The organism is Pseudomonas sp. BN505 (assembly GCF_029873175.1).
Lineage (GTDB): Bacteria > Pseudomonadota > Gammaproteobacteria > Pseudomonadales > Pseudomonadaceae > Aquipseudomonas > Aquipseudomonas putida.
The window spans coordinates 20,619-36,505 of record NZ_SSOI01000042.1 but is presented as its reverse complement, the minus strand read 5'-3'; the positions used below and the strand labels follow the sequence as shown (position 1 = coordinate 36,505).

Here is a 15,887-nt window from a genome sequence, read left to right as displayed (position 1 = left end):
ATACAGAAACACCTGCCGGCACGGGATAGTGCGGCTAGCATTGAAAGTTTCCGATTCATGACGGGAGCTTTTCCATGTACGCACGTCGTGATGTCCTACGCGCGGGTGCCACGCTGGGGGTGCTGGCCGCCGTCAGCCCCTGGCTGCACGCCGCCACCCCGGCGGGTTTGCTGACCCGCAAAGTACCGTCCACCGGTGAGGCGTTACCCGTGATCGGTGCCGGCACTTCCGGCAGTTTTGAGGTACAGGCCGACTCGGCCCAATATCAGCAGCTCAAAGCGGTGCTCAAGGCATTTTTCGAAGGGGGCGGCCGGGTGATCGACACCTCGCCCAACTACGGCGGTGCCGACAGCATCCTGGGGCAGTTGCTGGAAGAGGGCGGCTGGCACAGGCAGTGCTTCATTGCCACCAAAATCGCCGCCGACAGCCGTGCCGATGCCGAAGCGCAATGGGCCGGCAGCCTGAAGAGCCTGCGCACCGACAAGGTCGACTTGCTGCAGATCCATAACTTGCGTGACTGGCAAACCCAACTGCCCTACGCCCGCGAGCTGAAGCGGCAGGGCAAGACCCGCTATGTCGGCATAACCCATTACCTGAACAGCGGGCAAGACGAAGTCGCCCGTATCGTGCGCAGCGAGCCGCTGGACTTCATCCAGATCAACTATTCGGTCAATGCCCCCGACGCTGCCCGCGAACTGCTGCCGCTGTGCCAGGACAAGGGCGTTGCGGTGCTCATCAACCGGGCTTTCGACGATGGCCGCCTGTTCGCCAAGGTCAAGGACCTGGCGTTACCCGGCTGGGCTGCTGAGGCAGGTATTGGCGGCTGGGCGCAGCTGTTTCTCAAGTTCGCCATCAGCCACCCGGCAGTGAGCACGGTAATCCCCGCCACCGGCCGGCCCGATCGCCAGCTCGACCAGCTCAAGGCCGGACAAGCACCCATGCTCACCCAGGCGCAGCAACAGGCGCTGATCAAGCAGTTTGCCTGACATCATGCATGGCTGGCGGCGGCGCCTGGACCAAGGGCTGAACATTCAGCCCGGCGAGGGGCCAGCAGTAATCGCCGGCCTGCTGCTATTCTACCTGCTGTTCACCGGCTACTTCATGCTGCGCCCGGTGCGAGAAACCATGGGCGTCGCCGGTGGGGTAGACAACCTGCAATGGCTATTCACCGGCACCTTCATCGCCACACTGGCCTGCATGCCGCTGTTTGGCTGGCTGGCGGCAAAGGTGCAGCGCAGGTATATCCTGCCTTGGACCTACGGTTTCTTTGCCAGCAACCTGTTGCTGTTCGCGGCGCTGTTTGGCGGCAACCCGGACGATCTCTGGACCGCCAGAGCCTTCTACATCTGGCTATCGGTTTTCAACCTGCTGACCATTTCCCTGGCCTGGAGCGTGCTCGCCGACCTGTTTTCAACTGCGCAGGGCAAGCGCCTGTTCGGCCTGCTGGCCGCCGGGGCCAGCCTGGGCGGGCTCAGTGGCCCAATCCTTGGCACCTTGCTGGTGGCCCCGCTGGGCCATTCCGGGCTGCTGGTGCTGGCCGTAGTGTTTCTGCTGGGCAGTATCGGTGCCGCGCTGTTCCTGCATCGCTGGCGACTGCGCCACCCACTACCAGAACAGGCCGAGCGGGCGGGCTCGCGGCCCTTGGGTGGCAACCCGTTTGCCGGCGCTACCGCCGTGTTGCGCTCCCCGTATCTGCTGGGCATCGCCCTGTTCGTGGTGTTGCTGGCCAGCGTCAGCACCTTCCTGTATTTCGAGCAGGCGCGCATCGTCAGTGAAACCTTCACCGATCGCACCCGGCAAACCCAGGTCTTCGGCCTGATCGATACGGTGGTGCAGGCCTTGGCCATCCTCACTCAGGTATTCCTCACCGGGCGCCTGGCCCGGCGCTTGGGTGTGGGGGTGTTGCTGGTGGCAGTGCCGCTGGTAATGGCTGCGGGTTTCCTGTGGCTGGCACTGGCCCCGGTGTTCGCGGTATTCGTCGTGGTGATGGTGGTGCGCCGGGCCGGCGAGTACGCGTTGGTGCGGCCAGGGCGGGAGATGCTGTTCACCGTGCTGCCCGCCGAGGACAAGTACAAGGCCAAGAACTTCATCGACACGGTGGTCTACCGAGGCGGCGATGCCCTCAGCGGCTGGGTCAAGCGTGCGCTGGACGTAATGGGTGAGCACCCGCAACTGGCGATGCTGATCGGCGCCGTGATTGCATTGGGCTGGGCTGCAACCGGTAGCTGGCTGGGCCGCCGCCAGGCCCATCTGGATAACCCGCCGCACGACTGACAGGCGCGCCAAATATGGTGTTGCCGCTTATTTAACGCCACCGGTCCGAACCCTTCGCAATAAAACGAATCCCGCGATATCGCCGAACTCCCAACCTGTGTACGGCAGCTTGCCGTGCATTCCGAAGTCATACGAGGTTTGAACACCATGGCCACTAAAGACAACAGCCGTACCGGCAACCAACAAGGCAGCCAAGGCGGTAACAAGAACCCAGGCAACTTCGCCAACGATCGTGACAAGGCTTCCGAAGCCGGACGCAAGGGCGGCCAGTCCTCTGGCAAGGACATGCCGCACGAGTCGGGCCGCAAGGGCGGCCGCTCGTAATTGACCGACGCGCAGTGCCGGGGCGACCTGGCACTGCAATCAGCCAAAGGGGGAATACCCATGCGACTGACTCCACTGATCATCCTGATGGGCTCGCTGACATTGGTCGGCGGCTGCTTTGACCGCGACAATGACCACCCGGGGAAGGATGCCGACCCCAGCAAGCCATCACTGCAGATGCAGCAACCCGATACCAAGCCGGCACCGCAGCCTGCGCCCGACCCGGAACCGATGCCGGGGCAGAAACCGAGCCAATAGGCTCACAAGGAGCACGGCATGAGGGTGATGAACCGCGACACCGCTCCAATTTTGCCCATGGCCGCCGAGCGGTCCAGCGTGCAACAGCGCTATCAGGCAATGCTGACAGGCCACTATGACGGCAGCGCCGCATGGCTCGACGAACAACTTTCACGTGCTGCACGCCTGCCGGATGACCTGCCTGACTCACCTTCGAATTTGCCAGCCTGGAGCGCGAGGTGCGCTGGTGATGTAGCCGCCGGCTACGCCGAGTACCTTGAGCAACGCCGGCAAGGCGCACCACGCCGCTTCTTTGCCTGCCGCGCACATGCGCTGTGGTTTCTGCAACAGGTTGCACCGACCAAAGCGGTGGATGGAGCCTGGCTGCACGGCACGCTGCAGCACTGGGGCGACCCACGTTTTCACGGTCTGATCCGGACTTACCTGGAAGAGCTCGGCAATGGTGACCCGCGTTGCAATCATGTACTGATCTACCAGCGTCTGCTGGGTCGCCTGGGGTGTGTAGAGGCGATGCCACTGGACGATGCACGGTATCTGCAAGGCAGCCTGCAGCTGGCCCTGGGGCAGCATTGCAACACGCACCTGCCTGAGGTCATTGGCTATAACCTCGGCTATGAACAACCACCGCTGCACCTGCTGATCACCACTTACGAGCTGGCAGAACTGGGCATCGACGGCCACTACTTCCAGTTGCATGTGACGATCGACAATGCCGCCAGCGGCCACGCTCAGCTATCGCTTCAGGCCCTGCGCCAGCTCAGCCCCCAGCACGACCAGCAAGCGTTCTACGACAGGGTGCGCAACGGTTATCGCCTGAACGAGCTGGGTATTGCGGCAGCTGACCTGATCCGCCAGTTCAACCTGCAGGATGAACTGTTCGCAGCCCTGGAACGCAAGCGTATTTACGGCCAGTTCATGCATGCCGACCGCTGCCGCCTGCAGCAGCGCACTATCAATCAGTGGTTGGCCACACCTGGCGCCATGCCCGAGTTCGTTGCCGCGTTGCAGGCCCAAGGCTGGATTGTGCGGGGCCAGGACCCGGCCCACAGCCGCTGGTGGAAGCTGATCGAAGGGCCTGCGGCGGTTATGTTCGGTGTGTTCAACAGTTACGAGAAACAACTGTGGCACGACTGGATAGCCGACACCTGGCGCCCCACGATCCGCCGTGTCGCGCCCGGTAGCTGGGGCCTGCCCGAATCCCCGGGGGAATCACAAGGCGAAATGCCCAGTGAAGCACCCGCCGCGTTGATAGGGCAAATGGCCGGCAACCGCCATGCCACACCTGAGGGCCTGGCGGCGACCCGGGCATACATTCGCACCACCGGGCTGCTTCAGGAGGAACCCCGCTGATGATGCTTGATGCCAGACAAGTCGCGGCCGACCAGGCGTTGCTGCAACTGGGCCAGCGGTTACGCGCCGACGGCTACCGATTTACCTGCGTGACACCCGCGACCCACAGCCGCGTCAATGCCCGCGAGGGTTCCGGACGGGCCAGCAGCTTGCGCGACGTGTTCGGCTGGAGCCGACCTTTCGCCCCAGGCTTGTTATCAAATGATGAACTTCAGTTGCTCGAACGCGCGCAGGTGCTGGCCCCCAGGGGCGAACTGCTGGGCAGTTCGGTGCGCTGGTCCAGCCTGGAAGACCTGCTGCTGGTGCATTCAGCGTTCCCCACCGAGGCCAGCGATGCGGTGTTCTTCGGCCCGGACAGCTACCGCTTTGCCCAGGTCATCCACCAGCACCTGCAGCACAACCCCATGCCGGTCGAGCATGCAGTCGATATCGGCTGCGGCAGCGGGGTGGGAGCGTTGCTGATCGCTCGCGCCGCCCGGCATGCGCAGGTCAGCGCCGTGGACATCAACCCCTTGGCGTTGCGCTACGCCACGATCAACGCGGCGCTGGCGGGGGTGGGTAATGTGTCGATAGCGTCCAGCGACCTGCTGGACGGCATCACCGGTACGTTCGACCTGATTGTCGCCAACCCGCCTTACATGCTCGACCGCAGCGCTCGCACCTATCGCCACGGCGGTGGTGCGCTGGGCGCTGAACTGTCGCTGCGCATCGTTGAGGAGGCATGCGAACGCCTGACCCGCCATGGCACCTTGCTGCTATACACCGGCGTGGCCATTGTCGATGGCCGCGACGCCTTGCTCGAAGCTGTCCGCTTGCGCCTGGCAGGGCCACAATGGGCCTGGGTATACCGCGAGATCGACCCTGACGTGTTTGGCGAGCAACTGGCCGAACCGGGCTATGAGCAGGTCGAACGCATCGCCGCCGTGGCGCTCACGGTAACCCGTCATCGCTGAGGCAACATGGCCCGGGCCTGCACATTTGGCATCGAGGAGGAATACCTGCTGGTGAGGCTGGACTCAGGGCAGGTCCCTGCAACACCGTCACCTGCGGTAATAGGGCGTTGTCGCGAAGCGTTGGGCCAATATTTTGCCCAGGAAATGTTCCGCAGCCAGATCGAGCTGGCCTCGCCGGTGTTCAACAACCTTCATGAAGCACGTGAGTTCTTCCAGCACAGGCGGCAGCGTCTGAGCGTGGCGCTGGCCGAGGAGGGGATGGGACTGTACGGTGCGGCCAGTCACCCCAGTGCCGCCTGGCTGCGGCAGAAGGCTGCAGCCACGGCACATTATCAGCAACTGTTCGATGACTACCGGCATGTGGCCCGGCGAAGCCTGCTCAACGGCTTGCATGTGCACGTTGGGGTTCCTCCAGGTTGTGACCGCATGCAACTGGTCAACCGCGTGTTGGTCTGGCTGCCGTTGTTGCTGGTACTGAGCACCTCGTCGCCCTTTTGGGCTGGCCAGCGTACCGGCTACATGAGCTACCGCCGAGTGATTTGCGGGGAGTGGCCGCATATGGGCTTGCCCGAAGCCTTGCCGGACTGGGCCGCCTATGAACGCTACCGGGCCTTTTTGCAGCGAACCGGTGCCTTGGCTGCGGATGGCGACTTCTGGTGGGCCATTCGGCCTTCGCGGCGCTTCCCTACGGTGGAGTTGCGTATCTGCGATGGCTGCCCGCAACTGGAAGATGCCCTGTGCATCGCCGCGCTGTTTCGCCATTTGGTGGAGCACGCCATTACTGGTCGCCATGACCTGTTGCCCAGCAACCGCGAACTGCGCTGGATCGCCCAGGAGAACTATTGGCGCGCCATGCGCTATGGGCGCCATGCACAATTCATTGGTATGCACGAGCAACAGCCAGTCACGGCCGAAGGCTGGCTTGGCCAGTTGCAAGAGCAGGTGCCGGTCGACAGCGTGGATGCCGAGCGTGCCTGCCAGCATGCCCGGCACCTGCTGCGCGCCGGCACCCATGCCGACCAGCAGTTGCACCACCTGGCACAGGCCATCGAGGGCGGGCTCGACAAGGCACAGGCGCTGCAGGCCGTGGTGGCGGCCGGGACTTGCAATTAGCCGGGGTTGGCCGACAATGGCCGCGCCCCTTGCAGCCACGCGGAAACACCTGCTCCATGATGCTGATCAAGCAATTCCCCGACATTTCCCTGGATGACACGCTGTTCGTCTTCGCCCTCGAGGCCGAGGCTGGCGATGTTTTCACAGAGGTGAACACCGTGTTCACCGGCATTGGCAAAGTCAATGCGGCGATCGCATTGACCAAGGCAATTGCAACCCGCAGGCCCAGACTTATCGTCAACCTTGGCTCGGCGGGCAGCCAGCGCCACGGCAAGGGCCAGGTGGTGTGCTGTAACCGTTTCGTACAACGCGACATGGACGTGACACCGCTGGGCTTTGCCCGTTACGAAACGCCCTTGTCGGCTGTCCCGGTAGTCCTGGAACACGGCGCAGCAATCCCCGGCCTGCCGCTGGAAACCTGTGGCAGCGGTGACAGCTTCGAAATCAACCATGGCGACGCGCCTTATGACGTGGTCGACATGGAAGCCTATGTGCTGGCGTTGATCGCACGCGGAGAAGGCATTCCGTTTGTGTGCCTGAAATACATATCCGATGACGCCGGCAGCGATGCCGCAGGGGATTGGGCCGTGCAGGTGCACCTGGCGGCCGAGGCATTCAAGCGGGTGCTGTTCAGCCAGGTTTGAGCGCTGATCGAAAACGCGGTGGATGGCACCGGCGTTGCCGGTGTTCGCGGCTAGAGCCGGTCCCACAGCGCACCCCCTGACGTGTAGTTGCTGAGCACGGTAGTTGCTGCGAGTGGGACAGGCACGGGTTAGAAGATTTAATGAGTCTGCCAGACCCCGTTGTTACGCTCGCAGTCGGTTCGTGCCTGGCCAAGGCTGGGAGTATCGTAGTAGTAGGTGATCACGCGGGCATCCTTGGGCAAAGCCGGCTTGTCGCCACCGACGGCTTTGGGATTGGCCAGCGCTTCCTGAGTCAAGGGCGCGATGCAGCTGCCGACGCTGCCATCCGCACAACGTTCTACCTTGCGCTTCTCGCTGTTAAGCATGTCCTTGCTCTCGTTGCTGCAGGACCAGTTGATCGCTTCTGCAGGCAGATTGCTGTAGCTGTAGCAGGTGTGCCGGTCCACTGGCGTTACCGCATCGCTGGAGGAGCGGGTCAGCACATTGCAAGCTTCGGCCAGGGCTTCGCCACTGGCCAGGCTGGCAACCATCACCATCAGCACAGAAAAGCGCATTTTCCACCTCCAGGGCACAGGGCCCTTGTCAGTTCCTCATTGCGGTCCTGAATCGGTCGACTCGTGATGAGTGGCGGGGGTTCAACGCGCTTGACCAACGGATTGACCGATGCCGGGTTGAACTTTGCAGCCCCTGGCGTTTCCACCGCATATCAGGCTCTTGGAAGGTCAGCCTTGGCAGGTGGCCGGGCAGGGGACGATGCCAGAGCAACGGATGCCTGCCAACCCTGGAGGAAAGCATGGCCAGACATATCATTCATTTCACCGGGCCGATCAATTCGTCGACCTGTGGCAACCTGATCAACACCTGCTCGCGGGCGTTGCAACAGGGCGCCGGGATCCTGCAGTTGAACATCGCCACCATGGGCGGCGAATGCAGTTACGGGTTTACCCTGTACAACTTCTTGCGGGCATTGCCGGTAGCGGTGCATACCCACAACCTGGGCACGGTGGAATCCATGGGTAATATCCTGTTCCTGGCGGGGGAGCGGCGCACGGCGTGCAGCTTCAGCAAGTTCCTGTTCCATCCGTTTCACTGGACCTTGCATGGTTCGGTTGACCATGCGCGGATGGCCGAATATGCAATGAGCCTCGATTACGATCTGGAGTTGTATGCGCAGATCGTTGCCGAACGGACCGAGGGTGCGGCGCAGGTGCTGGATGTGCCGCGATACCTGATGGCCCACCCGCGGATTCTGAGCCCACGCGAGGCCCTGGAGAACGGGATGATCCATTCCGTGGACGAGATGCCGATCGAGCCGGAGTCAGTTCAGTGGAGTGTGCATGCCTAGCGTTTGCCTTGGCGGGCCTCTTCGCAGGTAAACCCGCTCCCGAGGTTCGGCGAAAACATTCCGCGCAGGCTTACCGGACTGACGCCGCAGTGGTTCTGTCGCAAGCCAGTAGCGAGCGGATAAGCGACTTGATCTCACCTTTGAGCCCGGGTGCCTGGTCCAGGTGGGCGAAGCGGTAATCGGCAATTTCATGCCGTGCCTTGGGCTGCGGTGCGTCTGCAAACTCTGCTTCGAATACGTAGTGCATTCGCTCGGAGGTTTCGTGGCGCATCAACAAGGTCAGGGAATCGGCCTGCAACCCGGTTTCTTCGAGCAATTCACGCTCAGCTGCCTGCATGGGCGTTTCGCCAGGTTCAATCTTGCCACCGGGAAGGGTCCAGGCGCCTTTGGACTTTCTCACCCATAACCATTTATGGGTTTGCTTGCCATGTCGGCAGATGATGGTGGCGCGGTCCTTGTTCAACTTCATCAGGCCTCCTGAGCGATGCGCTTGTTTTATGAGGATTCGGCCCTTGGCAGAAACAAACGTTGCGTTTAACCCGACGAACGGTCAAGACAGGGGTTTGTCCTTTAATCGCGCCCACGCAAACATTTTGTCGGCGTCCTTTTCGTGCCACTGGTCAGCTGCAGTCAAAAGCTTTGAGCAGACCCGGCAATCGGCCGCTCGGAACAAAGGCAGGGCACATGCTCATGCGACCAGCCAATCCATCGCAAGGAGAAACCAAATGGCGCAGGACCAAGAGCGAACAAGCCGGCGCGGCGGCACCAAGGAAACCAACCCGGGCAACTTTGCCAACGACCGGGAACGGGCTTCGCGCGCGGGTCACAAGGGCGGGCAGGCTTCTGGCGGCAACTTCGCCAACGACCGCCAGCGGGCTTCGGACGCCGGGCGCAAAGGTGGCCAGAATAGCCACGGCAGCGGTCGCAGTCAGCAGTGAACACCCTTGCTGACACGAAGCGATTCCGGGTTTACCGACCCGGAATCGCCCCATGACCTGGCCTGCTCTAGCACCCGGTAACGGCCGCTGGTGCCAATTGCTCGACAAAATATTGAATCTTCTGGCGATGGCCTGATCAATCAGGGAGTCATCCATGGAGAAGAGGAGGCCCCTGCGATGCCTAGCCCACAGCTTTACATCATCGATTACCAACTGCATGGCCAACCGCGCAGTTTCATCATTCGCCTGGAACGCCTGGACAATGCCGAGGCCTGGCATTGGGCAAGTTGCGATGCGGGTATCGGCATCATTCCCAAGTTCGGGCGTGAGAAGATCAGGAAGATCAGCCGGCCGATGGCCGAGCGCTACGGGATTACCGCCGTGAGCTGGCGAATTTCGGGGAGCAAGCCGAACCAGGCGGTGGGGGACCCGGCGGCGACGGTCTAACCCGCCATCCGAGCGCCGGCAGCCCCTGACCAAGGGTGTCAGCTGCCGGTGTACTTCACCGCAGCAGCGGTACGCGAGCTGACCCCAAGCAGCTTGAGCAGCGACGAAACATGTATGCGCACGGTAAACGGGGAGATACTCAGGGCCTTGGCAATTTCCTTGTTGGTCTTGCCCTGGGCAATCAGCCGGAGTACTTCTTGCTGACGGTGGGTAAGTTGCTCCACTGCACATTCGCCACCGAGGTTGGGCAGCAAACCTGAGGGCGCATACCTGACCAGCACCTCGCCATTGCGTATGGCGAGGATTGCCGCCCCTATCTCATCTGCGGCGATGCTTTTGCCGATGAACCCCTCGACTCCCGTAGCCATCACCTGCTCGACGATAGCGGGGTCGTCGACCATCGACACGATGATCAGCGTGGTGCGTCGAAACTGTTGGCGTAAACGCGCAAGGCACTGGATGTCCACCAGCCCGGGGAAACGCAGGTCGAGGATCAGGGTATCAGGTACCTCCCCGCCATCAGCCAAGGCCATTACTTCATCCAGGTTGCCGGCCTCTTCTATGCAGGCACCCGCAACCACGCGCTTTACGGTGCGCGCCAGGGCTTCCCTGAACAGCGGATGGTCATCCGCCACGATGATGCGACACGTCACGCTTGGCAACTCCCTGTAGCCGCAAGTGTAGAAGGCCATGCTAATTTAGCAGCCTCGGAGAAAGGGTGCTGCCTACGGATGGCGGCAATGCGACCCCGTGCACAGGGAGGCTGGTCATGGACCTGGACAAGAACAACGAACTCGATCAAGCCAACCTGCGCGTGATCGTTGCCTGCTGTGCGCTGGTCTACATGACCGTGCTGGGCTTTCTGCCGGGCAGTTCGCCTGCCCCTTATCTGCCGGTCATCTACTACATCGTCACCTTTGTGCTGGTGTCCATCGGTTTGCGCCAGGCCATTGCCCGTTGGCCCGGGAATTACCCTTGGCGACGGGTACTGGGGATGGTGCATGACTACACCGGTACCTGCTTCGGCCTGGTGGTAGGTGGCGAGGCGGCGTTGCCGATCTATGCGGTGATGGTGTGGGTGAACCTGGGCAACGGCATGCGCTTCGGCTCGCGCTACCTGGCGATTGCCACGGTGCTGGCGCTGGCGGCGTTGCTGGTGGTGTACCAGATCACGCCTTACTGGCAGGCCAACCCGTTCATGGTGTTGATGTTGCTTACCACCAGCACGGTCATCCCGGTGTATGCGCACCTGCTGCTGGAGCGCACGCGCAAGGCCTCTGAACAGGCTGCGGCGGCCAACCGCGAGAAATCCCGCTTCCTGGCGCAGGCCAGCCACGACCTGCGCCAACCGATTCACTCTATCGGCCTGTTCACGGCATGCCTGCGCGAGGCGCAGCTGGGCGAAGAGGAGCGGCGACTGGTGGATAGCATCGACCGCTCGCTGCTCAATGTATCGCAGCTTTTTCGCTCGATTCTCGACCTTTACACCCTGGACAACGGGCGCGTGCAACCGCGCAGCGAGACATTCGCCCTGGCCGGATTTCTGGCGGAGCTGGTGCGTCAGAACACCGAGCCCGCCCGCTGGGCCGGGGTGGAGATACGCTTGCGGCCCTGCGCGTACTGGACGTGCACCGACCGCGGCATGCTGACGACCATGGTGCAGAACGTACTGTCCAACTGCTTCAAATATGCGGCGCATCGCCCGCTGCTGCTGGCGGTACGGCGCTGCGGCGAAGGCCTTGCCATCGTCGTTTATGACCAGGGGCGAGGCATAGACGAAGCACATCAGCGGTTGGTGTTCGAAGAGTTCTACCGGGTACGCCAGGTACGCGACAACGATGTCGAGGGTGTGGGCCTGGGTTTGTCGATTGTGCGGCGGCTTGGGCATCTGATGGGCCTGAAAGTAAAGCTGCGTTCGCGGCCAGGCCACGGCACGGCGGTCAGCCTGCAAGGCTTGCCGCGCCTCAGCGCTCAGCCAGCCCTGGTTGTGGGCGAGCGCTCGCCGGCAGCGGCCGGCCTGCTTGGCGGCTTGCGGGTATGCCTGGTGGAAGACGACCACAATGTGCTGCGGGCGACCTCGGCGCTGCTGCAGCGCTGGGGGTGTGAAGTAGAGGCGCACAGTTCGCCTGCTGGTTTGAGCAGTGATTGTGAAGTGATCGTTGCCGATTATGACTTGGGGCAGGAGGCAACCGGGGTCGACTGCATCGACCGGTTGCGGGCCCAGCGCGGCTGGGACGTACCCGCGTTGATCATGACCGGGCACGACCCGGAGAAGATTCAGGCAGCGGTGCATGAGCGCAATATCGCCGTGCTTTCCAAGCCGGTACGCCCAGCTGAACTGCGTGCGGCCCTGCGCGCATTGCGCGAGGAGCCTGCGGCGCCGGCGCTTTAGACCGGCGCAAGGGCGCAGGGGTTGTGCGTGGGTTATTGCAGGATGATCGCCTGGCCTTCCTTCATGCAGGAGGGCGTGGGCTCGTACAGGCCCATGCCGGCGACCGCGACGATGCCACCGCTGGGCATCTGGCACTCGTACCGGCCTTTGGCGGTGGTGGCGGTGTAGTAGGTGATGGTGCTGTCACTGCGCACGTCGGCGACATTGGAAACCTTGGTGTTCAGAATGAACTCGGTGCGCTGCTTGAGCGTGTCTTCGGAGGGTTTGATGGTCTGGCAGCCGGCGACGCCGGCAAGGAGGGCGGCACTGAGGACGAGCTTGAGGGCGTGCATGATGGGAGCTTCCTTGGCGTTGTTATCGCTGGACTATAACGCCGAGGGACGAGGTGGGCGATTAGGGCAGATGTACGAGGTGGCCCTTGGCCTTTATGTAACCTGTGCGTGCCTCTTCGCGGTCCGATGTACCCGCGAAGAGGCACGCGAGGTCAACAAGTCACTCAGGCTGTTTCAGCACCAAGGTCAGGATGTCATAGCTGGCTACCAGCTCACCCAGCTGGTTGGTCACCTCTACATCCCACGCCACCACACCCTGCGGCTGGCCCAGCGGGCTGGTCTTGCCCTGGTCGATCTTGCGCTTGCAGGTGAGGCGCGCCTGAATGGTATCGCCGATGCCCACCGGGTTGATGAAACGCAGGGTGTCCAGGCCATAGTTGGCCAGTACTGGCCCGGCGCCAGGCGATACGAACAGGCCGGCAGCTGCCGACAGAACGAAATAGCCGTGAGCAATGCGTTTACCGAACTGCGATTGCTTGGCGGCGATTTCGTCGAAGTGCATGTAGAAGTGGTCACCCGACAGGCAGCCGAAGTTGACCAGATCTGCTTCGGTGACGGTGCGGCGATGGGTGAGCAGGGATTCACCGATGCGCAGCTGCTCGAAGTAGCGGCGGAACGGGTGCACTTCGGTCTCGATCACTTCACCGCCGCGTACGTATTCGCCCGTGACTGCCGTAAGCATGCTTGGCGAGCCCTGTACGGCGGCGCGTTGCAGGTAGTGCTTGACCGCGCGCAAGCCACCCAGCTCTTCGCCGCCACCGGCCCTGCCCGGGCCGCCATGCTTGAGCTGCGGCAGAGGCGAGCCGTGGCCGGTGGATTCCTTGGCGGCTTCGCTGTCGAGTACCAGCAGGCGGCCATGCCAGGCAGCCGCCACCGGAATGGCCTTGGCAGCGATGCTGCGGTCGGCGGTGACCAGTGTCGCCACCAGGCTGCCTTTGCCTCGCGCGGCCAGCGCCAAAGCTTCGTCGAGATCCTCATAGGCCATCAGCGTGCTGACCGGGCCGAACGCTTCGATATCGTGGGCGCCGCCTTCGGCATGCGGGTCGCGGGCCTGCAGCAGGGTTGGGGCAAAGAATGCACCCTCGGCCACGCCCTCGCCACGCGGAGCAAAGCCATCGCTGGCGCCGAACAGCTGATCACAACTGTTTAGCAGGCTGCGCACCCGCTCGGCCACGTCGTGCTGCTGGTCGTGAGAGGCCAGGGCGCCCATGCGTACGCCTTCCAGCGACGGGTCACCCACTACCACCTTGCTCAACCGCTCGCGCAAGCGCGTGGCAACTGCGTCGATGTGCTTGGCCGGCACGATGGCGCGGCGGATGGCGGTGCACTTCTGCCCGGCCTTGGTGGTCATTTCACGCACCACCTCCTTGATGTACAGGTCGAACTCTTCGCTGTCTGGCGTTACGTCCGGGCCGAGGATGGCGCAGTTCAGCGAGTCGGCTTCGGCGGTGAACGGTACCGAATTACGTATCAGGTTCGGGGTGACGCGCAATTTGGCGGCGGTATCGGCGGAACCGGTGAAGGTCACCACGTCCTGGCCTTGCAGGCGGTCGAGCAGGTCGCCGGTGCTGCCGATCACCAGTTGCAGGCTGCCCTCTGGCAGCAGGCCGGAGGCGTTCATCAGGCGTACGACGGCTTCGGTCAGGTAGCTGGTGGAAGTGGCCGGCTTGACGATGCACGGCATGCCCGCCAGGAAGGTCGGGGCGAACTTTTCCAGCATGCCCCAGATGGGGAAGTTGAAGGCGTTGATGTGCACCGCCACCCCGGCGCGCGGCACCAGGATGTGGCTACCGGCAAAGTGACCTTGCTTGCCCAGCGGGATGGCCGGGCCCTCGTGCACCAGGTTGCCCGACGGCAGCTCGCGGCTGCCGATGCCGGCATAGGCGAACAACGTGGCGTTGCCGCCTTCGATGTCGATCCAGCTGTCGGCACGGGTGGCGCCGCTATGGTGCGACAGGGTGTACAGCTGCTCCTTGCGTTCGGCCAGGTACAGGGCCAGCGCTTTCAGGCGTGCAGCGCGTTGCTGGAAGTCCATGGCCATCAGGCTGGCCAGGCCGCGAGCACGGGCGAAGTCGACGGCTTCGGCGAAGTCCGGGCGCTCTTCGTGGCTGTAGGCCAGTACGTGGCCGTCAAGGGCGCTGCGCAGGGCCTGGGCGCCGTGCTGGCCGAGCCAGCGGCCGGCGATGAAGCTTTGCAGGGTAGGGGCGGCAGACATGCTGTTCTCCATGCTGTTCAAATTTAAGGGGGCGCTGTTACCACAGCGCCAGGGTGTAGCCGATGATCAGGCGGTTTTCGTCCACGGCGTTGGTCAGGCCATTGCCGGAACGGAAGGTGACGTTGCGCCAGCGCAGGCTCACGTCCTTGAACGGGCCGCTCTGGATGACGTAGGTGATGTCGGTGTCGCGCTCGCGCTCGCGGCCATTGCTGACAGTGGCGGTTTCGGCGTGGCGGCCGTCGGTGTAGCGGGTCATGAAGCTCAGGCCGGGGATGCCCATCGCGACAAAGTCGTAGTCATAGCGCACTTGCCAGGAGTCCAGCCCGGCGCGGGTGAAAGTGTTGTAGGTCACCAGGTTGACGGTGAACGGGTCGCCGCCGTTGACGAACGGGAAGGCACTGTCGCCGGACATTTGTTGCCAGGTGGCGGTGAACTTGTGCGCGCGCACGCCCAGGGTGAACATGGCGTTGAAGTTGCGGTTGTCGATGTTGCCGGCACGCTCGGCGCCGTCGTTGCGGCTGTCGAAGTAGCGCAGGTCGCTGCGCAGGCTCACGCCTTCGCTCAAGGGGCGGGTATCGATCAGGCCGACGAACTGCTGGCGGTAGATGTCTTCGAGCTTGGCGTAGTAGTAGCTGACGCTAGTTTGCGGGGTGATGGCGTAGCTGCCACCGCCAAAGTCCAGGTGGTCACTGCTGGCAGCGCCGTAGCCGATGTCGTCGCGGCCCGAGGAGTCGCGCAGGTTGGCCTTGGTCAGGCGGCCGGCGTTGAAGGTCAGGCCATCGACATCCTGGCTGGTCAGCAGGCCGCCCTGGAAGGTGGACGCCAGCAGGCGGGTGTCGTTGTAGACCACCACCGGCAAGATTGGCTGCAAGGTGCCCAGGCGCAGGGTGCTTTTGGACACGCGGATTTTGCCGGTCAGGCCCAGTTCGCTGTAATCATCAACCGGTTCGTGGCTGTTCGGGCCGAAGGGCAGCAGCCCGGTATTGCGGCGGTCGCGGCTGGAGTCGAGCTTGATACCCAGCTGGCCCATGGCGTCAACGCCAAAGCCGACCGGGCCCTCGGTGAAGCCGGACTCCAGCTTGGCGGTAAAGCCCTGGCCCCATTCCTCTGCCTTGGCCTGCGGGGCGTTGCTCTGGCGAAAGTCGCGGTTGATGTAGTGGTTGCGCAGCTCCAGGCGTGCGTGGCTGTCGCCGATGAAGTCGGCCATCGCCGGCACTGGCAACGCAAGGGTGGCCAGGCAGGCAGCTGACATGAAGTGAGTGCGGTTCATTGTTGTTGTTTTACCCGACATGGTTGTTCGTC

The 15,887-nt window shown here is 63.0% G+C and carries 18 protein-coding genes; 12 read left to right on the top strand and 6 right to left on the bottom strand.

The features are described 5' to 3' along the window. Positions 1-74 precede the first annotated feature (74 nt). The 8 genes from E8E78_RS12555 (at position 75) to E8E78_RS12520 (ending at position 6,916) form a co-directional block, all read left to right on the top strand. Positions 75-986 (top strand): aldo/keto reductase, encoded by a 912-nt coding sequence (locus tag E8E78_RS12555; RefSeq protein WP_280315123.1) that lies wholly within the window; start codon positions 75-77, stop codon positions 984-986. Positions 987-990: 4 nt separating this feature from the next. After that, positions 991-2,274, top strand: a complete 1,284-nt coding sequence (locus tag E8E78_RS12550) for an MFS transporter (RefSeq protein WP_049276245.1) — start codon at positions 991-993, stop codon at positions 2,272-2,274. 147 nt (positions 2,275-2,421) lie between these two features. After that, positions 2,422-2,598 (top strand): KGG domain-containing protein, encoded by a 177-nt coding sequence (locus E8E78_RS12545; RefSeq protein ID WP_016499654.1) that lies wholly within the window; start codon positions 2,422-2,424, stop codon positions 2,596-2,598. A gap of 60 nt (positions 2,599-2,658) precedes the next feature. Then, complete coding sequence (locus E8E78_RS12540; RefSeq protein WP_016499655.1) at positions 2,659-2,856, top strand: hypothetical protein; 198 nt, start codon at positions 2,659-2,661, stop codon at positions 2,854-2,856. A gap of 18 nt (positions 2,857-2,874) precedes the next feature. Further along, complete coding sequence (locus E8E78_RS12535; protein WP_049276244.1) at positions 2,875-4,206, top strand: iron-containing redox enzyme family protein; 1,332 nt, start codon at positions 2,875-2,877, stop codon at positions 4,204-4,206. Beyond that, positions 4,206-5,159: a class I SAM-dependent methyltransferase gene (locus E8E78_RS12530; protein ID WP_059394900.1), complete on the top strand. Its 954-nt coding sequence runs from the start codon at positions 4,206-4,208 to the stop codon at positions 5,157-5,159. Before E8E78_RS12535 ends, E8E78_RS12530 begins: the two co-directional genes overlap by 1 nt. Positions 5,160-5,165: 6 nt before the next feature. After that, positions 5,166-6,272, top strand: a complete 1,107-nt coding sequence (locus tag E8E78_RS12525) for a carboxylate-amine ligase (protein ID WP_049276242.1) — start codon at positions 5,166-5,168, stop codon at positions 6,270-6,272. Between the two features lie 56 nt (positions 6,273-6,328). Further along, positions 6,329-6,916 (top strand): nucleosidase, encoded by a 588-nt coding sequence (locus E8E78_RS12520; protein ID WP_059394899.1) that lies wholly within the window; start codon positions 6,329-6,331, stop codon positions 6,914-6,916. A 137-nt stretch (positions 6,917-7,053) separates the two neighbouring features. Here E8E78_RS12520 and E8E78_RS12515 read toward each other — a convergent pair whose 3' ends face one another. Next, on the bottom strand, positions 7,054-7,470 hold the full coding sequence (locus E8E78_RS12515) for a hypothetical protein (RefSeq protein ID WP_049276240.1): 417 nt from the start codon (positions 7,468-7,470) through the stop codon (positions 7,054-7,056). A gap of 239 nt (positions 7,471-7,709) precedes the next feature. On the opposite strand from E8E78_RS12515, the gene E8E78_RS12510 reads away from it, so the two are divergent. Beyond that, on the top strand, positions 7,710-8,261 hold the full coding sequence (locus E8E78_RS12510; protein WP_016499661.1) for an ATP-dependent Clp protease proteolytic subunit: 552 nt from the start codon (positions 7,710-7,712) through the stop codon (positions 8,259-8,261). A 70-nt stretch (positions 8,262-8,331) separates the two neighbouring features. Here E8E78_RS12510 and E8E78_RS12505 read toward each other — a convergent pair whose 3' ends face one another. Further along, positions 8,332-8,730, bottom strand: a complete 399-nt coding sequence (locus E8E78_RS12505; RefSeq protein WP_016499662.1) for an NUDIX hydrolase — start codon at positions 8,728-8,730, stop codon at positions 8,332-8,334. A 256-nt stretch (positions 8,731-8,986) separates the two neighbouring features. On the opposite strand from E8E78_RS12505, the gene E8E78_RS12500 reads away from it, so the two are divergent. Together E8E78_RS12500 and E8E78_RS12495 are read left to right on the top strand one after the other, a co-directional pair. Beyond that, a complete protein-coding gene (locus tag E8E78_RS12500; RefSeq protein ID WP_049276239.1) occupies positions 8,987-9,199 on the top strand; it encodes a general stress protein in 213 nt (70 codons plus the stop codon). Positions 9,200-9,376: 177 nt separating this feature from the next. After that, positions 9,377-9,646, top strand: a complete 270-nt coding sequence (locus E8E78_RS12495) for a DUF6555 family protein (RefSeq protein ID WP_049276238.1) — start codon at positions 9,377-9,379, stop codon at positions 9,644-9,646. 38 nt (positions 9,647-9,684) lie between these two features. Here the strand turns inward: E8E78_RS12495 and E8E78_RS12490 are convergent, their stop codons facing one another. Beyond that, positions 9,685-10,299, bottom strand: a complete 615-nt coding sequence (locus E8E78_RS12490; RefSeq protein ID WP_059394933.1) for a response regulator transcription factor — start codon at positions 10,297-10,299, stop codon at positions 9,685-9,687. A gap of 116 nt (positions 10,300-10,415) precedes the next feature. Here E8E78_RS12490 and E8E78_RS12485 point away from each other — a divergent pair, with 116 nt between their 5' ends. Next, positions 10,416-12,038 carry a hybrid sensor histidine kinase/response regulator gene (locus E8E78_RS12485; protein WP_049276236.1) on the top strand — a complete coding sequence of 541 codons (1,623 nt, stop codon included), beginning with the start codon at positions 10,416-10,418 and terminating at the stop codon, positions 12,036-12,038. 32 nt (positions 12,039-12,070) lie between these two features. Here E8E78_RS12485 and E8E78_RS12480 read toward each other — a convergent pair whose 3' ends face one another. The 3 genes from E8E78_RS12480 to E8E78_RS12470 form a co-directional block, all read right to left on the bottom strand. Beyond that, the gene (locus E8E78_RS12480) at positions 12,071-12,370 is read right to left on the bottom strand and encodes a hypothetical protein (RefSeq protein WP_016499667.1); all 300 of its coding nucleotides are present in this window, start codon (positions 12,368-12,370) and stop codon (positions 12,071-12,073) included. A 160-nt stretch (positions 12,371-12,530) separates the two neighbouring features. After that, complete coding sequence (gene paaZ / locus E8E78_RS12475) at positions 12,531-14,585, bottom strand: phenylacetic acid degradation bifunctional protein PaaZ (protein WP_049276235.1); 2,055 nt, start codon at positions 14,583-14,585, stop codon at positions 12,531-12,533. Between the two features lie 37 nt (positions 14,586-14,622). Further along, the gene (locus E8E78_RS12470; protein ID WP_049276234.1) at positions 14,623-15,855 is read right to left on the bottom strand and encodes an OprD family porin; all 1,233 of its coding nucleotides are present in this window, start codon (positions 15,853-15,855) and stop codon (positions 14,623-14,625) included. Between the last annotated feature and the right edge of the window lie 32 nt (positions 15,856-15,887).